The organism is Sphingomonas faeni, assembly GCF_024273235.1.
GTDB classification, from domain to species: domain Bacteria; phylum Pseudomonadota; class Alphaproteobacteria; order Sphingomonadales; family Sphingomonadaceae; genus Sphingomonas; species Sphingomonas faeni_A.
This window is the reverse complement of the sequence record NZ_JANBVH010000045.1, coordinates 14203-33695: the sequence shown is the minus strand read 5'-3', so window position 1 is coordinate 33695 and position 19493 is coordinate 14203. Positions and strand designations below refer to the sequence as shown.

22 protein-coding genes, 1 pseudogene and 1 other annotated feature are annotated in these 19493 nt (G+C 62.3%); of the genes and pseudogenes, 10 read left to right on the top strand and 13 right to left on the bottom strand.

The window, feature by feature from the left end; genetic code table 11:
• Window positions 1-224 (bottom strand): annotated as a pseudogene (locus NLI89_RS18790) (hypothetical protein); the annotation flags it as partial.
• A 73-nt stretch (window positions 225-297) separates the two neighbouring features.
• On the opposite strand from NLI89_RS18790, the gene NLI89_RS18785 reads away from it, so the two are divergent.
• Together NLI89_RS18785 and NLI89_RS18780 are read left to right on the top strand one after the other, a co-directional pair.
• A complete protein-coding gene (locus tag NLI89_RS18785; RefSeq protein WP_031439593.1) occupies window positions 298-708 on the top strand; it encodes a MarR family winged helix-turn-helix transcriptional regulator in 411 nt (136 codons plus the stop codon).
• Window positions 709-779: 71 nt separating this feature from the next.
• Entirely contained in the window at window positions 780-1361 is a 582-nt protein-coding gene (locus NLI89_RS18780) for a hypothetical protein (protein ID WP_254688375.1), read from the top strand.
• Between the two features lie 84 nt (window positions 1362-1445).
• Here the strand turns inward: NLI89_RS18780 and NLI89_RS18775 are convergent, their stop codons facing one another.
• The 3 genes from NLI89_RS18775 to NLI89_RS21940 all read right to left on the bottom strand — a co-directional run bounded on the left by NLI89_RS18775 (window position 1446) and on the right by NLI89_RS21940 (window position 2617).
• The gene (locus tag NLI89_RS18775; RefSeq protein WP_254688374.1) at window positions 1446-1742 is read right to left on the bottom strand and encodes a hypothetical protein; all 297 of its coding nucleotides are present in this window, start codon (window positions 1740-1742) and stop codon (window positions 1446-1448) included.
• Window positions 1739-2164 carry a nucleoside diphosphate kinase regulator gene (rnk, locus tag NLI89_RS18770; protein ID WP_254688373.1) on the bottom strand — a complete coding sequence of 142 codons (426 nt, stop codon included), beginning with the start codon at window positions 2162-2164 and terminating at the stop codon, window positions 1739-1741. The genes NLI89_RS18775 and rnk overlap by 4 nt, the downstream gene beginning before the upstream one ends.
• A gap of 279 nt (window positions 2165-2443) precedes the next feature.
• Entirely contained in the window at window positions 2444-2617 is a 174-nt protein-coding gene (locus tag NLI89_RS21940; RefSeq protein WP_368077303.1) for a PepSY domain-containing protein, read from the bottom strand.
• An 815-nt stretch (window positions 2618-3432) separates the two neighbouring features.
• Between NLI89_RS21940 and NLI89_RS18765 the strand changes: the two genes are divergently transcribed.
• On the top strand, window positions 3433-3891 hold the full coding sequence (locus NLI89_RS18765) for a CBS domain-containing protein (protein ID WP_254688372.1): 459 nt from the start codon (window positions 3433-3435) through the stop codon (window positions 3889-3891).
• On the opposite strand, the gene NLI89_RS18760 is transcribed toward NLI89_RS18765, so the two are convergent.
• From NLI89_RS18760 to NLI89_RS18735, 6 genes are all read right to left on the bottom strand, one after another.
• A protein-coding gene (locus NLI89_RS18760) for an IS3 family transposase (RefSeq protein ID WP_439144544.1) occupies window positions 3855-5086 on the bottom strand; the annotation gives its coding sequence in 2 pieces (ribosomal slippage) (window positions 3855-4789 and window positions 4789-5086; 1233 coding nt in all). The two genes, NLI89_RS18765 and NLI89_RS18760, sit on opposite strands and share 37 nt — an antisense overlap.
• Window positions 4686-4802, bottom strand: a sequence feature (AL1L pseudoknot). Its footprint overlaps the gene before it by 117 nt.
• Before the next feature lie 47 nt (window positions 5087-5133).
• The gene (locus NLI89_RS18755) at window positions 5134-5991 is read right to left on the bottom strand and encodes a hypothetical protein (RefSeq protein WP_254688370.1); all 858 of its coding nucleotides are present in this window, start codon (window positions 5989-5991) and stop codon (window positions 5134-5136) included.
• Window positions 5992-6118: 127 nt separating this feature from the next.
• On the bottom strand, window positions 6119-7402 hold the full coding sequence (locus tag NLI89_RS18750; RefSeq protein WP_254688369.1) for an ATP-binding protein: 1284 nt from the start codon (window positions 7400-7402) through the stop codon (window positions 6119-6121).
• A complete protein-coding gene (locus NLI89_RS18745; protein ID WP_254688368.1) occupies window positions 7296-7979 on the bottom strand; it encodes an AAA family ATPase in 684 nt (227 codons plus the stop codon). Before NLI89_RS18745 ends, NLI89_RS18750 begins: the two co-directional genes overlap by 107 nt.
• Window positions 7976-8266 (bottom strand): hypothetical protein, encoded by a 291-nt coding sequence (locus NLI89_RS18740; protein ID WP_254688367.1) that lies wholly within the window; start codon window positions 8264-8266, stop codon window positions 7976-7978. Before NLI89_RS18740 ends, NLI89_RS18745 begins: the two co-directional genes overlap by 4 nt.
• Before the next feature lie 119 nt (window positions 8267-8385).
• The gene (locus NLI89_RS18735) at window positions 8386-9159 is read right to left on the bottom strand and encodes an alpha/beta fold hydrolase (RefSeq protein ID WP_254688366.1); all 774 of its coding nucleotides are present in this window, start codon (window positions 9157-9159) and stop codon (window positions 8386-8388) included.
• A gap of 226 nt (window positions 9160-9385) precedes the next feature.
• On the opposite strand from NLI89_RS18735, the gene NLI89_RS18730 reads away from it, so the two are divergent.
• From NLI89_RS18730 to NLI89_RS18710, 5 genes are read left to right on the top strand one after another with little or no spacing between them, the layout of a single operon-like run.
• Window positions 9386-10492, top strand: a complete 1107-nt coding sequence (locus tag NLI89_RS18730; protein ID WP_254688365.1) for a major royal jelly family protein — start codon at window positions 9386-9388, stop codon at window positions 10490-10492.
• A gap of 8 nt (window positions 10493-10500) precedes the next feature.
• Window positions 10501-11583 (top strand): catalase family protein, encoded by a 1083-nt coding sequence (locus NLI89_RS18725; RefSeq protein WP_254688364.1) that lies wholly within the window; start codon window positions 10501-10503, stop codon window positions 11581-11583.
• 23 nt (window positions 11584-11606) lie between these two features.
• Window positions 11607-12119, top strand: a complete 513-nt coding sequence (locus NLI89_RS18720; protein ID WP_254688376.1) for a (2Fe-2S)-binding protein — start codon at window positions 11607-11609, stop codon at window positions 12117-12119.
• Window positions 12116-13129, top strand: coding sequence for an FAD binding domain-containing protein (locus NLI89_RS18715; RefSeq protein ID WP_254688363.1), 1014 nt, complete (start codon window positions 12116-12118; stop codon window positions 13127-13129). Before NLI89_RS18720 ends, NLI89_RS18715 begins: the two co-directional genes overlap by 4 nt.
• Window positions 13130-13142: 13 nt before the next feature.
• Complete coding sequence (locus tag NLI89_RS18710) at window positions 13143-15389, top strand: xanthine dehydrogenase family protein molybdopterin-binding subunit (RefSeq protein ID WP_254688362.1); 2247 nt, start codon at window positions 13143-13145, stop codon at window positions 15387-15389.
• Between the two features lie 319 nt (window positions 15390-15708).
• Here NLI89_RS18710 and NLI89_RS18705 read toward each other — a convergent pair whose 3' ends face one another.
• The 3 genes from NLI89_RS18705 to NLI89_RS18695 form a co-directional block, all read right to left on the bottom strand.
• Window positions 15709-16080: a TMEM175 family protein gene (locus NLI89_RS18705; RefSeq protein WP_254688361.1), complete on the bottom strand. Its 372-nt coding sequence runs from the start codon at window positions 16078-16080 to the stop codon at window positions 15709-15711.
• Between the two features lie 6 nt (window positions 16081-16086).
• On the bottom strand, window positions 16087-16917 hold the full coding sequence (locus NLI89_RS18700) for an aldo/keto reductase (protein WP_254688360.1): 831 nt from the start codon (window positions 16915-16917) through the stop codon (window positions 16087-16089).
• A 151-nt stretch (window positions 16918-17068) separates the two neighbouring features.
• On the bottom strand, window positions 17069-17689 hold the full coding sequence (locus NLI89_RS18695) for a TetR/AcrR family transcriptional regulator (RefSeq protein WP_254688359.1): 621 nt from the start codon (window positions 17687-17689) through the stop codon (window positions 17069-17071).
• Window positions 17690-17785: 96 nt separating this feature from the next.
• Between NLI89_RS18695 and NLI89_RS18690 the strand changes: the two genes are divergently transcribed.
• Both NLI89_RS18690 and NLI89_RS18685 read left to right on the top strand, forming a co-directional pair.
• Entirely contained in the window at window positions 17786-18775 is a 990-nt protein-coding gene (locus NLI89_RS18690; RefSeq protein WP_145147035.1) for a zinc-dependent alcohol dehydrogenase family protein, read from the top strand.
• 288 nt (window positions 18776-19063) lie between these two features.
• On the top strand, window positions 19064-19354 hold the full coding sequence (locus tag NLI89_RS18685) for a metal/formaldehyde-sensitive transcriptional repressor (RefSeq protein ID WP_254688358.1): 291 nt from the start codon (window positions 19064-19066) through the stop codon (window positions 19352-19354).
• Window positions 19355-19493: the final 139 nt, after the last annotated feature.

Sequence of the window (19493 nt, the reverse complement as noted above, 5' to 3'; positions counted from 1 at the left end):
GCAAGGCCAACGTTCGCGTCCATGATTTCAGCGGGCGCGGCCGATATCCTGCCGAACCAGAACAGGTTGGTGGCAAATGCGATCAGCTTTAAGAGGATCCAGGCACCGAACGCTGCGCCCGTGCCGACCACGACCGCTGCTCCAGCGAGCATGATCATTCGCCAGTCGGCGCTATGATCGGCAAGCCGTTTGGGCTTTGGGATGTTGATGGTGGAAGCCGTCATGCACTCTCGCCGGTTCAGAAAGGGCGATCACTATATCGTGCCACGATATACTTCAACGCCTGGGATATGAGTGATGATTGATCGGAATGAGTTAGCCGACGCCGACTATGCGGCGCTTGCAGACTTCCGTTATGCGCTTCGTCAGTTTCTGGTGTTCAGTGAACGAGGCGCGGCTAGCTGCGGCTTGAAGCCTCAGCAACACCAGGCGCTGCTCGCGATCCGGGGGGCTGCCTCCGCGAACGTGAGCGTGGGCTACGTCGCGGAGCGTCTGGCCTTGAAACCGCACAGCGCGACCGGGTTGATCGATCGTCTCGAAACGCTGGGCTTGGTAATACGTAGGCCATCGCCGGACGACGGCCGACAGGCTCTCCTTGAATTGACGCAGAAAGCACAAACGCTTCTGAAACAGCTCTCGGAGACGCATCGCGAGGAGATTATACGGCTTAGGCCTATGCTGGCCGAGCTACTCGCGCGTGTCGATTGATCGAGTTCGTAAGAGGTTCCAATTGCAATGTTTATCGTAATGCGATATATAATGCGGGAAGGAGTCGGCGCATGCAGTTGATCCTCATTGCGGCCGGAGCAATCGGCCTAATCGTAGGCAGCCTGGCGGCCGCGGCGCTGCTTTGCTGGTTACTGTGGTACGTTTTTCGGCTCGCGCTGCATCCGGAATGGGGCGCCCCCGCTATTCTGATTTTTCTGGTGCTAGGCTTATTTGGTGAGTTACCGAAGAGTCAGTTCCTTGAGATGACTTTGACGTTTGCGGTAGTTGCCGCAGTACCCCTCTGGTTCGCGGGCCGCGCTTGGCGCCGGCAACGCAGGCAAGCTCTAAAACGCCGGTGCGAGCAAGGTGTTGACCTTTGGCCTAGTGAGCCAATCGCACCGACAGAAGCCGTTCTTATGCCTCAATTGTACCCAGCGATCACCGCCTGCATTAATGATGAGCGCTCGCCAACTCGCGAGGAGGTTCATGTTGTAGCGTCGAGGCTTTGGCGAGAGGGGTTCGCGCAGCGCTTTGGATCGCAGACAGTGCCGGCAAGCTTTGCTGCGCGACGGATTCTTTTGCGCGCGGCTAGCACTGCCCTGAGCGGAACGGGTGTGAAAAGCGGCACTGCTCGAAGTGCGGTAAAGCGTTAACCGCTTTTTGCCGTTACGCTAGAATCGCGACGACGCAGCGCAGCTTGTCGACGCGATGATCGATGTCATGTCTGAGCGGCAGAACTAGATGCTCGCGTCCCGTCCCTCGCGCCGACCGTCTTGTGTGAACACCTCGACCGCTGGCGCGCAATCACACGTTGCGGGATCATGGGCGATCAGTTCACCGCTCGCGACGACCTCGAACGTTCGCGCATCAATGTAGCGAACAGGCTCGCCATCGAGCAGCGTCAACCAGGCGGCACCTCGATACTGACGTAAGCCAGTATCGCCCTGGGTCATGAAGACATGACAGCGTTCTACCACGAAAAGAGGTGTGCCATCGTCGCCGCTGCATCGATGACGGGCCAGTTCCTCGATCATGCGCCTAAACCCTTATCAGGCTGAGTAACGCTGACGATCCTCAGAGAGCGAACGTGGCCTTCACGATCCGGCCAAGAGATCGCATGGCCCGCGGACATACCGATCAGTCCCGCCCCGATTGGTGTCAGGATCGAAATCCGTCCAGCATCGATATCTGCCTCGTTAGGGTAAACCAGCCGGACAACGCGACGCACACCGCTCTCTTCATCCAAGAATTCGACGATTGAGTTCATCGTAACGGCCTCTGGGAGGATATCAGACGCCTCGTAAAGTTCGGCACGATCGAGCTCGGCCAGAAGCATGGACGAGGATTGGGGATGTCGGTGCTGGGCGCTTAACGCCAGTGCAGAGAGGGAATCACACTCGTCGATCGAGACGTGAATGACAGGACGAGCGTCTAGTTGTGCAGCTTGAGTATGCATGATGCGGTATCCGGTTATTCGAGGCCACGGCGCGTCGCGCGCGGCCGGAGTTAATTATTCCGAATAAGGCCCGAACCTTGGCGGCGATCTGCCGACAAAGCCCGGGCTAACCGCGTGCGGCGAGCTGGCCCGAGTGGTCGCGAAAACGCTGGTGTGTCGCAGGAGCGTACATCAACTAGAGGTGATGCCCTGAGGCCGTGCTGTCAAGGTAACAGGATCAGGACGGAGCAGGCGATCACCGGCAGCGCCAAAACAGAATTGTGGAACACCGTCGTTCACTTAATCGCGATCACGTTCCAACTTGGTGATCTGGCCGGTTTTGGGGTTAACATGGAACTCGTAGCGGATGCCCTTTCGAACAGCTTCACCTTCCCAATGCCCATCGTCGGCTTCGATCTTGGTAACATAATAGCCCCGCTTGGCGAGGCCAGCAGACGCTTTCTCGCGGCTGATTCAGCCTCTCCCCGGTACGTCAGCAAAAGCCGGGGCTGGAGCGAGGACCAAGAGCGCCGCCACGACAATCATCGTATGTTTCATAACCATACCTTTCCAGGGACTACGTGCCGGCAGGATTTTTGTTCAAAAATCCCGGTTCGGACCGCTAGCCAAGGCTAGGTAACGGTTGAAAGGATGCAGTACACCAAGATCGGAACGCCGATAAACAGGATCAATAACAGCAAGTTTAAGTCGATAAAGCGATGTAGCCCGCGTTGGCGGCCCCGTGATCGACGAGCTGGTAAATTCTCGGCTTCTTCCTCTTCAACTTGCAGGTGAAATCGAAGAGAGAAAAAACTCTCGGGCCGGGATACCAACACACGTCTAGTTAGGTTGTCCGCGTCCTGTGAAGCAATAGGCTCCGATCGGCGATCAATCGCCGAGAAATCAACATCAGGCATTTTCAGTTATCCGCATACTCGAGAACACGGTCGCGCCGAGCGCGTCCGTGAAAATCAGATCGAATAAGGCCCGAACCCGATCGGCATGCCGCCGAGCTCGGGCTACAGGCGTGCGGCGAGTTGGCCTGCGTGGTCGCGGAAACGCGAATATGGCGCGAAAGCGTACATGCTATTTAGATGGCAACAACGTCATCTTTGGTCAACCCTAGTTCGTCCCGTCTGAACCGCGGTTGCTAGCCACAAGTCTCTGAATAAGCGTGAAGGGCACGGCAGCCTCACGTCCGACCGTTTGAACCGTCCTCAGATCCTTATCTCTACAGGCGACAGAACGACGTTTAGCGCGCATGTCAGCGCGAAGAGGAGGGCAAGGCGATGTTCGTTGAAGGAATGTTGGAGGTGGCGCGCGAAAAACTCGTGACGATCGCCGATGATGCGCGACTGATCGAAGCCGCCAAACTCCTGTCCTCCGGCACTGATCTCGTGATCGTATGCGACAGCGCGGGGGCCCTACAAGGTGTCGTCACCAAAACCGACGTCGTCCGGCAAATCAGCGTCTGTCAGGGCGCAACCTACATGTGCCCGGTCTCGACGGTTATGGCGCGCGATGTCGCGCTGTGTCGTGAGGCGGATCTTCTACAGGACGTTTACAAGCTGATGAAGGAGCGACATCTAAAGAATATCCCCGTCGTGGCCGCAGATAACCGGCCCATAGGTGTGCTTACTGCGCGAGCCATTCTCCGCGTACTGCTGGGTGATGAACCGCCCCGGGTCTGCCGGAGGCCTTGGGTTGTGAGTCATGCTGCCATATCGATGTTGTCTGCAGCAGCATAATATTGATCTTCGGCTTCGGCAGGCGGGATGTTCCCGATGGGCTCCAGCAGCCGACGATGGTTGAACCAGTCGACCCATTCGAGCGTGGCGTACTCGACGGCTTCGAAACTGCGCCAGGGTCCGCGCCGGTGGATCACCTCGGCTTTGTACAGTCCGTTGATCGTCTCGGCCAAAGCGTTGTCGTAGCTGTCGCCGACACTGCCGACTGACGGCTCGATGCCGGCCTCCGCGAGGCGCTCGGTGTACTTGATAGACACGTATTGCGACCCGCGGTCGCTGTGGTGAACCAGGCCGCCACGGTGGACCGGCCTTCGGTCATGAAGCGCCTGTTCGAGTGCATCTAGGACGAAGCTGGCATGTGCTGTCCTGCTGGCACGCCATCCGACGATTCGGCGAGCGTAGGTGTCGATGACAAAAGCGACGTAGACGAACCCCGCCCAGGTCGCGACGTAGGTAAAGTCCGACACCCACAGCATGTTCGGCGCTGGGGCGTAGAACTGCCGGTTGACGTGATCGCGCGGGCACGGCGCCGCTTTATCGCTGATGGTCGTGCGCACCGGCTTGCCGCGGATTACCCCCGCCAAGCCCATCTCGCGCATCAGCCGTTCCACGGTACAGCGCGCGACCACAAAGCCCTCCCGCACCATCTGCCGCCAGACCTTGCGCACGCCGTAGACCGCGAAATTCTCTGCGAAATCGCGAGCGATCTCGGGCTTGAGGATCAGATCCTCACGCGCCCGTGCCGACAGACGCGATGGATCCTGTCGGTGCGCCACGTGCTCGTAGTAGGTAGATGGGGCGATCGGCAGGACACGGCAGATCGGCTCGACCCCATAGGCATCGCGGTGATCGTCAATGAAAGCGATCATCGCCGGAACGGGCGGTCGAGCTCCGCCTGCGCGAAATATGCCGACGCCTTACGCAAGAGCTCGTTGGCTTGCCGCAGTTCACGGACCTCGCGCTCCAGCGCCTTCATCTTGTCGGCCACCTCGGTCGGAATACCGCCGCGCTTGCCGCTGTCGACCTCGGCCTTCTTCACCCACTCATGCAGCGTCTGCGGAACGCAGCCGATCTTCTCGGCAATCGATACCACGGTCGCCCACCTGGACGGGTGATCCCGCTCGTGATCGAAAACCATCCGCACCGCTCGCTCGCGGACTTCGGGCGCAAACTTGTTGGTCGTCTTGCTCGTCATGGCTCCACCTTCTCAGGAGTTGGAGCCTCCGACAAACCCGGGGCGGTTCATTCCTCGGAGCACCAGAAGCCGAACTGCGTCCAGACGAAGTAGCGGCTGCGCCAGTTGCCGCCTTGCCGCCCATCGTCGGCGAACTCCTCCTCCTCCGGCAGGAAGCCATCCTGTCCCACATAAGTGTACGTCAGACGCTTGGAAGGCGGCTTATCGAAGCCCACAGACGCAACAAATCTGGCCTGTTCAGTTTGTTCGAGTTCGCGCTTGAGCGGGATCGATACCTTGAGGAACCCCGGCTCCGGACGGTAAGTGGCCAGCAGGTATCCCCGCTGCACCCAAAGGTCGAAGCTGCTCGACGCCCCCTTCCGCGGTCCCACGACCATCGCAGGCAGCCTCAGCGATACGCCGTCTAGCGTCAGGTCGTGCTGCGCCTCGACGGATGTCCGCTCGCCGGCGGTCGTCGCGGCCATGACGCGTTCACACCAAGCAATCACCCCCGAATGGTTCGTCTTCGTCAGCCGACAGTTCGCTATCAGCTCTGCGTTGAGCATCCCGCTAAAGCCCTGCCTTGTCGCATTGGCGGAGCCGAAGACGAGCGACCGCTCGGTGCGCCCGCCCTCCGTCCTCCAAACGATGTAGAAGAGCTTGAGATGCACTAGGCCCGGCGCCGAACCGAAGGCACAGGTCAACTTGAGCCGACGGGGCGCCGCGGCCGCAGCCTCGGCGATCATAGTCTCGTCCTCAAGCCTGCAGCCGTCGTTGATCACTACGTTGAGTCGCTTGGGGCGCAGCTGTGAGAGAAGGCGGTCGAAGAATTCACGCTCGACGTAGGGGGTCACGACGAGCATGGCCTCGACCTTACGCCCCTTGCGTGCAGAGAAGAGATCGAAGCTGCCGTTCGCCTTGTCCATGGCGGATGCTAGCCAGAAGAGCGGTTGGAGGAAACCTCCGTTGTCGGTATCGGGAAGGTCCGAGCGTACTGGATTGCAGACCAGCTCTGCAGAGTGGACTGCCTTGTGAGGCGGCAACTGACCAGCGCTACTGCCCTCCCGTCAGGGTGATCCGGTTGCCAAGGTGGCGGAAGGCGCGGTCACGGCAGGTGAGTAGAATGACCTGCATCCGCGTTGCCGCCTCCGTCAGGATTTCAGTCATGAGATCGAGGCGGGTATCATCCGAGTAGACTAGCGGGTCGTCCAGGATCAGCGATACTGGCATTCCCTGTTCAAGGAGCATGTCGGCAAAGGCGAGCCGAGTGAGAACCGCCAACTGCTCCTGCGTGCCCCTGGAGAGATCGCCGCAACTTTCGCCCAATCCGCCCCGCGCAATCGACGCCAGGCCAAGGTCGTCACCAAAGCCGGGATCAGCGCCCGGCAGCAGCCGTTCGATGTGCCGGCGCGCACGCCGCGCCACCGGCCCGACGAACGTCCGTGATGTCTCGGCACGTGCGCTCTCCAGCGTGTCACGAAGCAGCTTAAGCGTTTCGGCTTCCTGCGTCACACGCGCCAGGTTGGCAGCTGCGGCATCAGCCTCCTCACGCGCAACTGCGGCGCGATCGGCCAGTCCCTTGCCGCCTTCCGCCTCGATCCGCGCCTCGAGCCCGGCGATTACCTTTTCCAGATCGGTGCGCTGGGCCCTGGCCACCTCGACCCGCTTATCCAGCAGGCCGATCTGCCGTTCGATCGTCACAACGTCATGCGCGGTCGCCGCGCGTTCGGCGTCCTGCAAGTTAACGAGCGCTGCCGCCTCCTGCTGGCGCGCATCGCGCAGAGTGTCGTCAAGCGAGGCCGCCTCGGGCTTGGCTTCCAAGGTGGCAAGCTGTGCCGCGGCATTCAGCGCATCCCGCTCGGCGCCAGCTTCCTGCACGATCAATGGAGCATTGCGCGCCTCCACTTCGCGCAATTGCTCGGATGCCACCGCATCGACACCTTCCGCCTTTGCCAGTGCCGTATTCGCCGCACCTGATGCGATCATCAGCGCCTCGACCTCTGGTTCTTCGCCACTCCCCTCCCCTTCCGCGCCTTCCCGCAATCCGGCAATGAAGAGCTTCAGGGCCGACGCACCCGCCTCGATGTCGAGCAGCGTCACGGCAGGCGTGACTCCGACGATCCGCGCTTCAAGCGTGCGAAGGTTGGCGACTGCGTCTCGCGCGGCCTCGTTGCGAGCGCGAGCCGCAGCGACACTCTCCACCCCGTGCTCAGCCAAGCCTGCGTTCAGGTCATCGGTCGCGTTGCCAAGTATCGTTTCGGCGCCTTGCAGTCCGACCGGCGGGCGAATGATCAGTTCGGCATCGCCAAGTCGGATGCGCGTCTCGCGAGACAGCATCCGCAAACTGGCTGTCGATGCGGGGGCGGACACGCTGGTAGGCGGCACCACCCATGATCGTGCCGACCTCAGCTTCCAGGGTAGCGCGAACGCTGTCGCGCACGATCTCGCCCGGCGCCGTCACTTCAAGCGCCTGCGCCTGCCCAACCCACAGCAGGCCGAGTGCGCCGTGGGCGGCCGCCTCGCCGCCCTGGCTGGTGTCGCGACGCGCACCGAGCAGCGCTTGCAGCTGCGCCTCGGCATCCTCGCCCTGCGCACGCCCGTTCGGTCCCCGAACCTCAACCGAAGCACTTTTCAGGAAGCGCTTGCTGACTTCCCACGCCTCGCCTTTCGCCTCGAAGCTGATCTCGATCTGCGGGGCGACGGCCTCACCGTAAGGCGCATAGCTGCGCGCAAGCCGGTTGGCGGTGTTGTGCCGGATGAAGAAGGCGGCGCGCATCGCTTCTAGCAGCGTCGACTTGCCGGTCTCGTTGGGTTCGATGATGACGTTGAGCCCATCGGTCAGCCCGTCGAGCACGAAGGGATCGCGGTATTTGCGGAAGTTTGAAAGCGCGATGCGCCGGATCCGAAGGCTCATGCCGCATCCTGGCCACGCTGATGTTCCACGAACAGGCGCTCGAGCGCGCGCCTGGCAATGGCGCCGTCGCTGCCACCGGCCTCAATCGTGCTCATCAGCTTGGCCGCGGCCGTGCCGATCATCCCCTCGACCCGCAGGTCTGCCAGGTCCTGTTCGCTCGGCCGACCGACGAGATCGTCGGCGGTGACCATCAGATGGCGGAGGCGATGGCGCAGGTCATTGTCGAGGCGCGCAAGGATAGCGATACGATCGGACAAACTGACGATACCTGAGAGCGAGAGCTGCAAGAGGGTTGCCGATGGTTCGACCTGCTCAAGCAGCCGGTCACATTCGGCGGCCGACGACGAGTATCAGCCGAACGATCCGGTCCTGTTCTACACGGCATGGCGGAAGGCGGGGGCAGCCCTCAGCGCGTCGCCTGTAGGATGATTTCAGTCGTTTCACGCGGTTCATCCCACATCGGAAAATGACCACTGTGCTCGAACCAGTGCAGCGTTGCGCTTGGGAACGCTGAGATGGCGCGGGCGGCTTGGCGTGGCAGGCACAGGCGATCATGCTTGCCCCAACCGATGACGATGCGCCGATCCGGGTTAGCGGCAGGACCTGTCTGCTCGGGACCGCCAGCGAGATCACGGACGAGCGCGTCGAACGTCGGTGTGTCGGTGATGCCGGTTAGCTCGGTGCAAACCAATTCGGGCGAAAGGGCGGCAGGCTTAGCTGATAGCTGTGCGAGCAGCGCCGTGCGCGCGACAGCACTGCGACTGATCGCCGGCAGGCGTGGCCGCAACGCGCGCAGTAACCGCCCGGACAATCCAATGGTGGTGCGGAAGAAAGGACGCTCCCAACCGCGCCAGAAGCCGCCTGGATCAAGCGCGACCACGTTGCCGACCTTGCCCCGACATGCGAGTTCCAGCACGATCCGGGCGCCCATCGAGCTACCTACGACATCGACGCCAACAAGGTCGTTTGCGACGAGATAGCGTTCTACGTTCCCGACCAGCCCCTCGAACGTTCCGCTGTCCGGCTCGGCCGGGGTCTCTCCGTGGCCCGGCAGATCGATGGCGATAACCGACCTTTCCACCGCAAGATTATCCAGGATCGGCCGCCAGGCGCGCCAGCTGCTGCCCACGCCATGGATGAGTAGCAGGGGTTTTCCGTTGCCACGAGTGATCTGATGCATGAAGACTCCGTCCCGTTTGCGTCGGTCAACGATCGGGGGGACACAATGGTGTCGAACCCCGTCAGCGCAGGCTTGCAACGGCTGATACTTTTGCCTGCCGGTGCTGCTGCTGATGACGTTTCTGTATAACCCATTTAATCTTTTGGTTTTTTCGGGTCCGATCACGGAGCGCAGTCGTTGATCAACAAACCGTCGCACTTTGCGTCCGGTGAACGGGAGCAGCCCGATGCGGAAGCGCGGTGTTTGGATCGGGCTAGGAGCCTTCACGATAGCGCTGGCGGGAGCAGCTTATGCCCAGCCTGGACGCAGCGCCGCGCTAACGCAGGTGGCGAGCTTCGACCACCAGGTTACCGGCGTCGCCGTCACGGCTGACGGGCGCCGCTTCGTCAACTTCCCGCGCTGGACCGACGACGCGCCGATCTCGGTTGCGGAGGTGATGCCGAATGGGTCGCTCCGGCCCTATCCCGATGCCAAGTGGAACAGCTGGCGCAATGCCAAGGCAAACGAAATGCCGGTTGGCGACTACTTTGTCTGCGTCCAATCGATTGTGCCGGACGGCCACGGCAATTTGTGGGTGGTCGACCCCGGCGCACCGGGCAACGAGAAGATCCTGGAGGGCGCGCCGAAGCTCGTCCGTATCGACCTCAAAACCAACAAGGTGACCAAGGTCATCGCGGTACCTGGCGACGTTGCGCTGCAGGGCACCTACCTCAACGACATCCGCTTCTCGCCCGACGGCCAGACCGGCTACATCACCGACAGTGGCACGCGCGGAGCGATCATCGTCGTCGATCTGGCCAGTGGGAAGAGCTTCCGCACCCTCGACGGTCATCCGTCGACCCAGATCGACAAGAGCGTCACCGTCGCGATTGAGGGCAAGCCGCTGGTCCGGCCCGATGGGAGGCAGCCCGCGTTCGCCTCCGACGGCATTGCGATCTCGAACGACGGGAAGACGCTCTATTGGCAGGCGCTGACTGGCAAGACGCTCTATTCGATCCCGACCGACAAACTGCGCCCTGATGTCAGTGAGCGCGACCGTGCCGATGCGGTGAAGACGGTCGCCACCACCGCCGTCGCCGACGGCCTGTGGATGAGCAAAGCGGGGACCCTCTACATCACCTCGCCGACCGATTATTCGATCAGGCGGCTTGCCGGGTCCGGCACAGAGGTCGTCCTGACCGACAAGCGACTGCGCTGGCCCGATACGTTCAGCGAGGGCCCTGACGGGACGATCTACGTCACCGGCAGCCATATCCAGGACACGCAGTGGTTCACGCCGGGCGCCCCGCCGTCGATCCGCACCCAGCTATTCTCATTCGCTCCGACCCGTTGAGGACTGCCATGACTTACCTGCGCTACCGCGACGACATCGAGACGCCCGAGCCCGACGAGCAGGAAACGATCGACGGCATCATCCAGGGCATGACCCAGCAATCCGAGACAGTCGAGGAGCGCGAAGGTCACGCCGTCCGTGCCAGCCACGCCAAGAGCTCGGCCTGCGTCGTCGGCACGCTGACGATCGCCGACGACCTTCCGCCGGAACTGGCACAGGGGTTATTCGCCGCGGCGGGCACCTACGATGTCGCGATCCGCTTCGCGCAAGGGCCGGGCGAGACACTTGGCGACCGCGTCTCCACCCACAGGGGCATGGCGATCAAGGTGTTCGGCGTGGATGGCGAGAAGCTGCCCGGCCACGATGTGCCGACGCAGGACTTCGTGTTCGCTACAGGACGAACCTTCCCATCGGGGACCGCGTCGGGCTTTCTCAGCGACGCCAAGAAACTCGGCGTGGCGACGCCGATGCCGGAGGGCGTCAAGAGCGCGGTGTCGTCAATGGCGCGCAACTTCAACAAGGTGCTGGGCCTGTTCAACACCGCCTATGCCAAGGCGGACTTTTTCGGGCACCCGTTCAGCCATCCGATCGGCGACGACTATTTCAGTCAGGCACCGGTGCGCTACGGTGACTACGTCGCCAAGCTCGGCGCGGTACCGGCGTCACAGGCGCAGGACGCGCTAAGCGAATGGCAGCTCGATCCGCATCAGGACGAGGACGGGTTCCGCCACGCCGCGACCGATTACTTCCGGGACCACGAGGCGGTGTTTGAACTTAAGGTGCAGCTCTGGGCGAACGCCGAGACGCAGCCGATCGAGGACGCCTCTGTCGAGTGGCCGTCGCAGGACAGCCAGTATCGTACCGTCGCCACGATCCGCATTCCTTCACAGGAGGCCTACAGCCCGGCGCGCGTGCGCTACTTCGACGAAGTGATGACCTTTCGCCCGGCGCACAGCCTGGCCGCGCATCGGCCGCTCGGATCGGTGATGAGGGCGCGGCTGCAAGTGTATCGTGCGCTGTCCGCCTTTCGCCACCGCGAGAACGGGGTTGCCGAGGAAAACACCGCCGACATCGCCGCCATCCCGGCCTAACGCAAAACATGAAGGCGCCGATCATGCCGATAGCCGTCAATTCCGCCACATACGCCGCCGTGCCGATCGGCACAGTGCCAACCACGCTGACGATCAACGGTGAGACGCGCACCCGCGCGATCGAGCCTTGGACGACGTTGCTTGACCTGCTGCGGGAAGGCGAAGACCTGATCGGCACCAAGAAGGGCTGCGACCACGGCCAGTGCGGCGCATGTACCGTGCTGATCGACGGCCGCCGGATCAACTCGTGCCTCAAGCTGGCTGTGACGCTGGACGGGACGGACATTACGACGATCGAGGGGCTGGGCCAGCCTGGTAACCTCCATCCGCTGCAATCCGCCTTCTGCAACCACGACGCGTTCCAGTGCGGTTATTGCACCCCTGGCCAGATCTGCTCGGCGCAAGGTCTCATCAACGAGGGCAAGGCCAGGACCAGAGAAGAGGTCCGCGAGCTGATGAGCGGCAATCTGTGCCGGTGCGGCGCCTATACGAACATCGTTGATGCGGTGCTCGACGTGATCGGAGAGAAGGCATGAACCGCTTCGACTATGCCCGCCCTGCCAGTGTCACCGAAGCGGTGCAGGCAGCGGGCGGAGAGCAGGTCCGCTATCTGGCGGGCGGCACGAACCTGATCGACCTGATGAAAGAGAACGTCGAGCGGCCAGTGACGGTGATCGACATCAACCGCCTGCCGCTCGATGCGATCGAAGAGTTGGACGGGGGAGGGCTGCGGCTGGGCGCGCTCGTACCGAACTCCGACACTGCGTGGGACGCGCGGGTCGAGCAGCGCTATCCCTTGTTATCTTCGGCGATCCTGGCGGGTGCCAGTCCGCAGTTGCGCAATGCCGCGACCAATGGCGGCAACCTCAACCAGCGCACGCGCTGCTATTATTTCTACGACGTCGCTACGCCCTGTAACAAGCGCGAGCCGGGCTCAGGCTGCGGGGCGATCGGCGGTGTCAACCGCATCCACGCGATTCTGGGCGCAAGTGACCAGTGCATCGCCACGCATCCGTCGGACATGTGCGTCGCGCTGGCAGTGCTCGACGCGACCGTCCAGGTGACCGGTCCGGAAGGCGACCGCGCGATCCCGATCGCCGACTACCATCGGCTGCCCGGTGACGAGCCGTGGCGCGACAACACGCTGAAACTCGGCGAATTGGTGACGGGCATCGACCTGCCGGCCGAGGACTTCACGCAGAACTACACCTACCTGAAGCTGCGCGATCGTCTGTCCTACGCCTTCGCGCTGGTGTCGGTGGCCGTCGCGATGCGGGTCGAAGGCGGCACGATCGCTGAGGCGCGGGTGGCGCTTGGTGGTGTTGCGCACAAGCCGTGGCGCAGCAAGGAGGCCGAGGAGCTGCTGAATGGGCAGGAGCCGTCGCCACAAGCGTTCGGCGCCTTCGCCGACGCCCTGCTCGCCGGAGCGGTCGGCCAGGGAGAAAACGACTTCAAGATCCCGCTCGCGCGCAAGGCAATCGTCCGTGCGCTGAAGCAGGCCGTCGAGGCCACCCCGCAATCGCAGACCGACAAGCGCGTCGCGTAAGGAAATGAGCATCATGGCTACTGCAGCGAAGATCGGGATCGGCAGCGCAATCAACCGCGTCGACGGCGTCGAGAAGGTCACCGGCACGGCGCGCTACGCCGCCGAGCATCCGGTGGAGAACCTGCTGTACGGCTACATCGTCGAGGCGGCGATCGCCAAGGGGCGGATCGTCAGCATCGATGAGGAGGCGGCACGCGCCGTGCCAGGCGTCGTCGAGGTCATCACCCACCTGAACCGGCCACACGTTGCTTGGACCGACCACAGCTACCAAGACGAGCTGAAGATCCCCGGCTCGCCGTTCCGGGCGCTCTACGATGACCGCATCCAGTTCAGCCAGCAGCCCATCGCGCTGGTCATGGCCGAGACGTTCGAGGCGGCACGCTACGCCGCCAGCCTGATCGAAATCGCTTATGAGGCGGAGGCACACAACACCGACTTCGAGGTCGCACTCGCCGAGAAGTACGTGCCGAAGAAAAAGCGCAGCGGCTACATGGCGCCCAAGGACCGCGGGGACGCGGCGCAGGCGTTCGCGGACGCCCCGCTCAAGGTATCCGGCGACTATCGGCTTGCGCCGGAGCACCACAATCCGATGGAAATGTTCGCATCCACCGTCGATTGGCATGGCGACGGCAGCATCACCGTCCACGACAAGACGCAGGGGTCTCAGGTCGTGCAGGCCTATCTCGCCAGCGTCTTCGGCTTTTCCAGGAAGAAGGTGCGGGTCCTCAACCCGTATGTCGGCGGTGGATTCGGGTCGGGCCTGCGGCCGCAGCATCAGGTGTTCCTGGCGGTGCTTGCCGCCAAGATGCTGGAACGCTCGGTGCGCGTCACGATGACGCGCAATCAGATGTTCAGCCACGCCTACCGCCCCCAGGCGATCCAGAGCATCGCGCTGGGCGCGGAGACCACCGGCAAGCTCACCGCGATCCGCAACGAGGCGACCACCTCCACCTCGCGCTACGAGGACAATATGGAGAATGTCGTCACCTGGGGATTGATGAACTACGACTGCCCGAACGCTGACGCTGAATATACTGTCGCGCAGGTCGATACCGCGACCTCGGCGGACATGCGCGCGCCGGGCGCGGCAACCGGCATGACGCTGTTCGAGATCGCGATCGATGAGATGGCCTATGAAGCCAAGGTCGATCCGCTCGAATTCCGCCTCATCAACTATTCGCCGATCGATGCGATGAATGGCACGCCGTACACCAGCAAGGCGCTACGCGAGGCATTTCAGGAGGGTGCCGAGGCATTTGGATGGAGCAAGCGCTCGGCCGAGGCGCGGTCGATGCGCGACGGCAAGGAGCTGGTCGGCTGGGGTTGCGCGACCGGCATGTGGGACGCGCAATTCTCGAAGACGTCCGCCAGCGCCAAGCTCACGGCCAACGGACACCTGGAAGTGGCTTGCGCGACGTCGGACATCGGCACCGGCAGCTACACGGTCATGACCCTGGTCGCCGCCGATACCCTCGGCCTGCCCCCTGAGCAGATCACCGCCAAGCTGGGCGACTCCGACCTGCCGACCGCCCCGGTCGAAGGCGGGTCGTGGGGCGCGGCGTCGTCCGGCGCGGCTGTGCAGCTGGCGTGCCAGGCGGTCGGCAAGAAGCTGTTGAAGGCAGCCGGCAAGATCGCCGGTGCACCGCTTGGCGAGGCGACAATAGACGACGTGCTGTTCGAGGATGGCTGTATCGTGTTGAAGGACGCGCCGACCGTCCGGGTGCCGTTCGGCGACGCGATGCGTGCCGCGGACCTGACGCAGATCGAGGAGGAGGAGACAGCGGCGCCCGGGTTCGGCGACATGTGGAAGGGTATGCACAAGTCAAAGAACACCCACAGCGCAATCTTCGCAGAGGTGAAGGTCGACGAGGAATTGGGCGTGATCCGCGTCACACGCATTGTCGACGCGGTCGCCGCTGGCCGCATCATCAACCCAAAAACCGCGCGCAGCCAAATCCTGGGCGGCGTAGTGATGGGCATGGGCATGGCGCTCCACGAGGAGACCTTCCCCGACCACCGCCTGGGTCGCTGGATGAACCACAATTTCGGCGAATATCATGTGCCCGTGCACGCCGACATCCACGATATACAAGTGATCTTCGTCGATGAACCCGACCCCGAAGTGACCCCGCTCGGAGTGAAAGGCCTAGGCGAGATCGGCATCGTCGGCACCGCTGCTGCGATCGCCAACGCGATCTATCACGCGACTGGTAAGCGGGTGCGGTCTTTGCCGATCACGATCGATAAAATCTTGGATTGATTAGCCAAAGTCGGCATCCGCCGTGTCGGGCGAACAGCCGGCTTCAGTCATTCTTCGGTTCTGAGCCTGGCTTGTAGGTGGGCTTTGCTGGCGGAACGATGTAGCTCAACGTCACGATCCCCGCGGCGATTAGTCCAGCACGCCAATTCCAGAATGCCAAGCCGAATGCCGCCCAATAGGCAGCGGCGGTCAGGCCATATTTGATGGTCAGGCGGCGAAGATAAGCCTCGGTCAGCCTCCGGTCGGGGAGGCATCTGGCGGTGGCGTATACCCACCGAAGAAACCACGAGGTCGCTGGTGTCGCTGCTATGCCCAGATATCATAGGGCGGCGGTTGAGCTCTGCGTATCTCCGGCGAAGTGTTCGACCAACGGACGCGCGGGAAATGGAGTGATACTGACGGCAGCCAGAAAGCCGATGCTCAGCAGATTGTAGCCGTGGTCGGTTTTCTCCAGCAGCTTGCCGCTGAAATGGCTGTGAATCCAATAGAGGCCGATGAGGATTACGCTCAAGCCGTAAGCGGCGTATTCGGGTGCCAGCTTCAGATAGGCCGCTGCGAGGTCGCCCTCCTCAGGCTTCGGTGCGTGCAGTTCCACCACCGGAAGGGTGATCGCGATCGCAAGCACCGCGTCCATGAAAGCCTCGAGGCGATCCGATTTGCGTTCGCTTCCTTCGAGAGAGAATATCGCCATCTGACGCTAGAGCATTTCGAGCGGGCGGCGGTCGCGTGGCCGGGGAAATGCCGCGTCGAGTGTCGCAAGGTCGGCGTCGGAGAGGACGATATCTGCGGCCGCGCGGTTCTCCCGCAAATGTGCGATCGAACTCGCCTTCGGGATGGCGATGAGGCCATCGTGCCGCAACGTCCAGGAGAGTGCCACTTGGGCAGAGGTTGCACCGACCTCGGCTGCGATCTTTTCGAGAGCGGGATGGCTTGAGAGCCGTCCCTGCTCGACGGGACTATACGCCATCACTGGCACTTTATGATCGGTGAGCCACGGCAACAGGTCCAGCTCGGGGCCTCGACGGACGAGATTGTAGAGGACCTGATCGGTCACGCAGCCATCCCCACCGGCAGCGACAAGCTCGTCCATATCGTCGGTATCGAGGTTGCTGACACCCCAATGCCGAATCTTTCCTGCCGATTTCAGCGCCTCCATTGCCTCCACGGTCTCGGCAAGCGGCACAGATCCGCGCCAGTGGAGCAGGTAGAGGTCGAGCCGATCGGTGCCGAGCCGCTTCAGGCTTGCCTCGCACGCACCGGCAAGGCGGGAGCGCGATGCGTTCTGTGGATATGCCTTGCTGACGAGGAACAACTGGTCGCGGAGGTTGCCTAGTGCCTCACAAATCAGCGTTTCCGCCGCACCATCGCCGTACATTTCGGCGGTATCGATCAGCGTCATGCCCAAATCGACACCTGCGCGTAGTGCGGCAATCTCATCGGATCGCCGCTCGGCACGCTCGCCCATCTTCCAGGTGCCCTGACCCATCGAAGGAACGACGTCCCCGCCCGGTAGCGTCACGCATCTCATATGCTTTCGCTCCCTTTAATATTCTCGGCTACTCGTTGAAGGTACGCCGATATGTCGGTCACCGCTACGTACAAACGTGGCATCATTTGAGGCGGTGTCACAACCGTCCGTGGCTGTTGAAAAACAGGCTGCTGGGATCTCGCCTGGACGATCAAACCGCAGCCGGCCATCGATCGAGTGCCATTTCGGCGATGGAGAGAAGTTCGTTGATCGTAGCGCCGTCGCGCGCTTGAACGGACATGCCTTCCATGACCGTATTGATGAATTTGCCTAGGACGGCCGGATCAGTATCGGCCGCAAGCTCGCCCTGCGCGGCGCCGCGATGCAGACGCTCGATCAGGAGGGCCTCCGCCGCGATACGCTTGTCGCGCAGCATGCATTCGATGGCGGCGGACGCCGGCGACACGGCTGCCGCTGCCGAATACATGAAGCAGCCGGCCGGCGTTCCAGGTTCCGAGAACGATGACGCCGCTCGTTCCAGCAGGCCTTTGACGGCTTCGAAGGTGGACAACGCCGGATCGTTGATGGGTTCATAGAGGTGGACGCTGAACGTCGCAGCGTAGCGCTCGATCACCGCCGCGAACAGCCCCGCCTTGTTGTCAAACGCCGCATAGAGACTGGCGGCGGCGACGCCAGTCTCTGCCACCAGATCGGCCATCGACGTCGCCTCGTAGCCGCGCTGCCAGAACAGCCGTACCGCCTTGTCGAGCGCAGCGTCAGTGTTGAACTCTCGAGGGCGGCCTGCGCCACGACGAGCTTTCGTGTCTGTCATGTCTGATGCCCGATATGGAATGATCGATAAATAATAGCTTGAACCTCGTCGCTGACATCGATACAGAACGATCGTTCAATAATCAAGGAATGGTCCATGAGCCGCATCGTTCGGATCCACGAATATGGCGACGCCAGCGTCCTCAAGATTGAAGATGTGGCAGTGCCCGCGCCCGCGGCCGACGAGGTGCAGATCGCTGTCAAGGCGATAGGCATAAACCGCGCCGAAGTGATGTTCCGCAACCATGCCTACCTTCAGGAAGCCGAGTTCCCGAGCCGCCTCGGCTACGAGGCTGCCGGTATTGTCGGCACGGTCGGCGCGGACGTGACCGGGTTTGCGGAAGGCGAAGCCGTCAGCCTCATCCCCCCGCTCGATATCGCGCGCTGGGGCACCTATGGCGAGGTCGCCAACGTGCCTGCCCGCCTCGTCGTCAAGCATCCGGCGGCGCTTTCGTTCGAGGAAGCGGCGGCCGTGTGGATGCAGTATGTCACCGCTTGGGGTGCGCTGGTGGAGCAGGCGAAGCTCGGCGAGGGCGATTTCGTCATCGTCACCGCTGCTTCCAGCAGCGTCGGTCTTGCTGCCTTCCAGATTGCGCGGATGGTCGGCGCGACGGTGATCGCGACGACGCGTACCGGCACCAAGCGCCAAGCCCTGCTTGATGCCGGTGCACATCATGTCGTCGCGACCGGGGAAGAGGATCTGGTAGCAAAGGTGATGGAGATAACCGATGGTGCAGGTGCGCGCGTGGTGCTCGACCCGGTCGGAGGCCCGTCGTTCGAGCCGCTGACCGCGAGCATGGCGCGCGGCGGCATTCTGCTTGAATATGGCGCGCTCAGCGGCGAGCCGACGCCGTTCCCGTTGTTCTCCGTGCTGGGCAAGAGCCTCACGCTCAAGGGTTATCTCTACAGCGAGATCGTCTCGGACGACGCCGCCCTCGATCGCGCCAAGGCGTTCATTGTGGCGGGACTGGAATCGGGCGCGCTCAAGCCGCGGATCGCGCGCACCTTCTCGCTCGACGCCATCCAAGACGCACACCGCTTCCTCGAATCGAATGACCAGATCGGCAAGGTCGTCGTTACGGTCTGACCGGCAAACCTGGGGGAGCGAGCGATGGCTCCCCCTCCCGGACACAGGATCGGACCCTCAGCGCCCATGCCGTCGTTGCTTGTGGCGCAGTCTTGAAAGCATGACCGCTCCTCGTCCGCGTGCCAGACCTGTCTCAGGGTAACATGGCGGCTATGCCTGCCCGATCAGAGGGGGCGCATTTTGAAAATGGCCGGGGAACCTCGCCTGATTACAGAAGCGCCAGTCTCTGGACAGGATTGAAACTCCCCCCCTGTATAGTATGCTGAAGCGATTTCTCGGGAAAGCGCGATGCCACATTCATCAGAGGACAAGAAGCGAGCCATTACACGCTTGCGGCGTATCAAGGGCCAGGCGGACGCTTTGGAACGCGCGATCGAAGCCGGGGCCGATTGCACTCCCCTGCTGCAGCAGATTGTCGCCATGCGAGGCGCGACAAATGGACTGATGGCAGAAGTGATGGAGAGTCACCTAAGGGAAACATTCGGTGCCGGTGCAGTTCCGGCCGTCAAAAGCGAGAACGGCGATCACGATGACAAGGTGGAGGGCGTAATGAAGATTCTGCGTACATATCTCAAGTAGCGATTTCAGGCTCATTTTCTTGCCCGTGTTCTCCCGCAGTTGGAAGCCAGCCCCTGCTGCCTTCTCTGGTTTGAGATCCTCATCAGGACACCTCTTGTATACTGGCAGGGAGTATGTAAAGATACTCCCTGCCAGTATG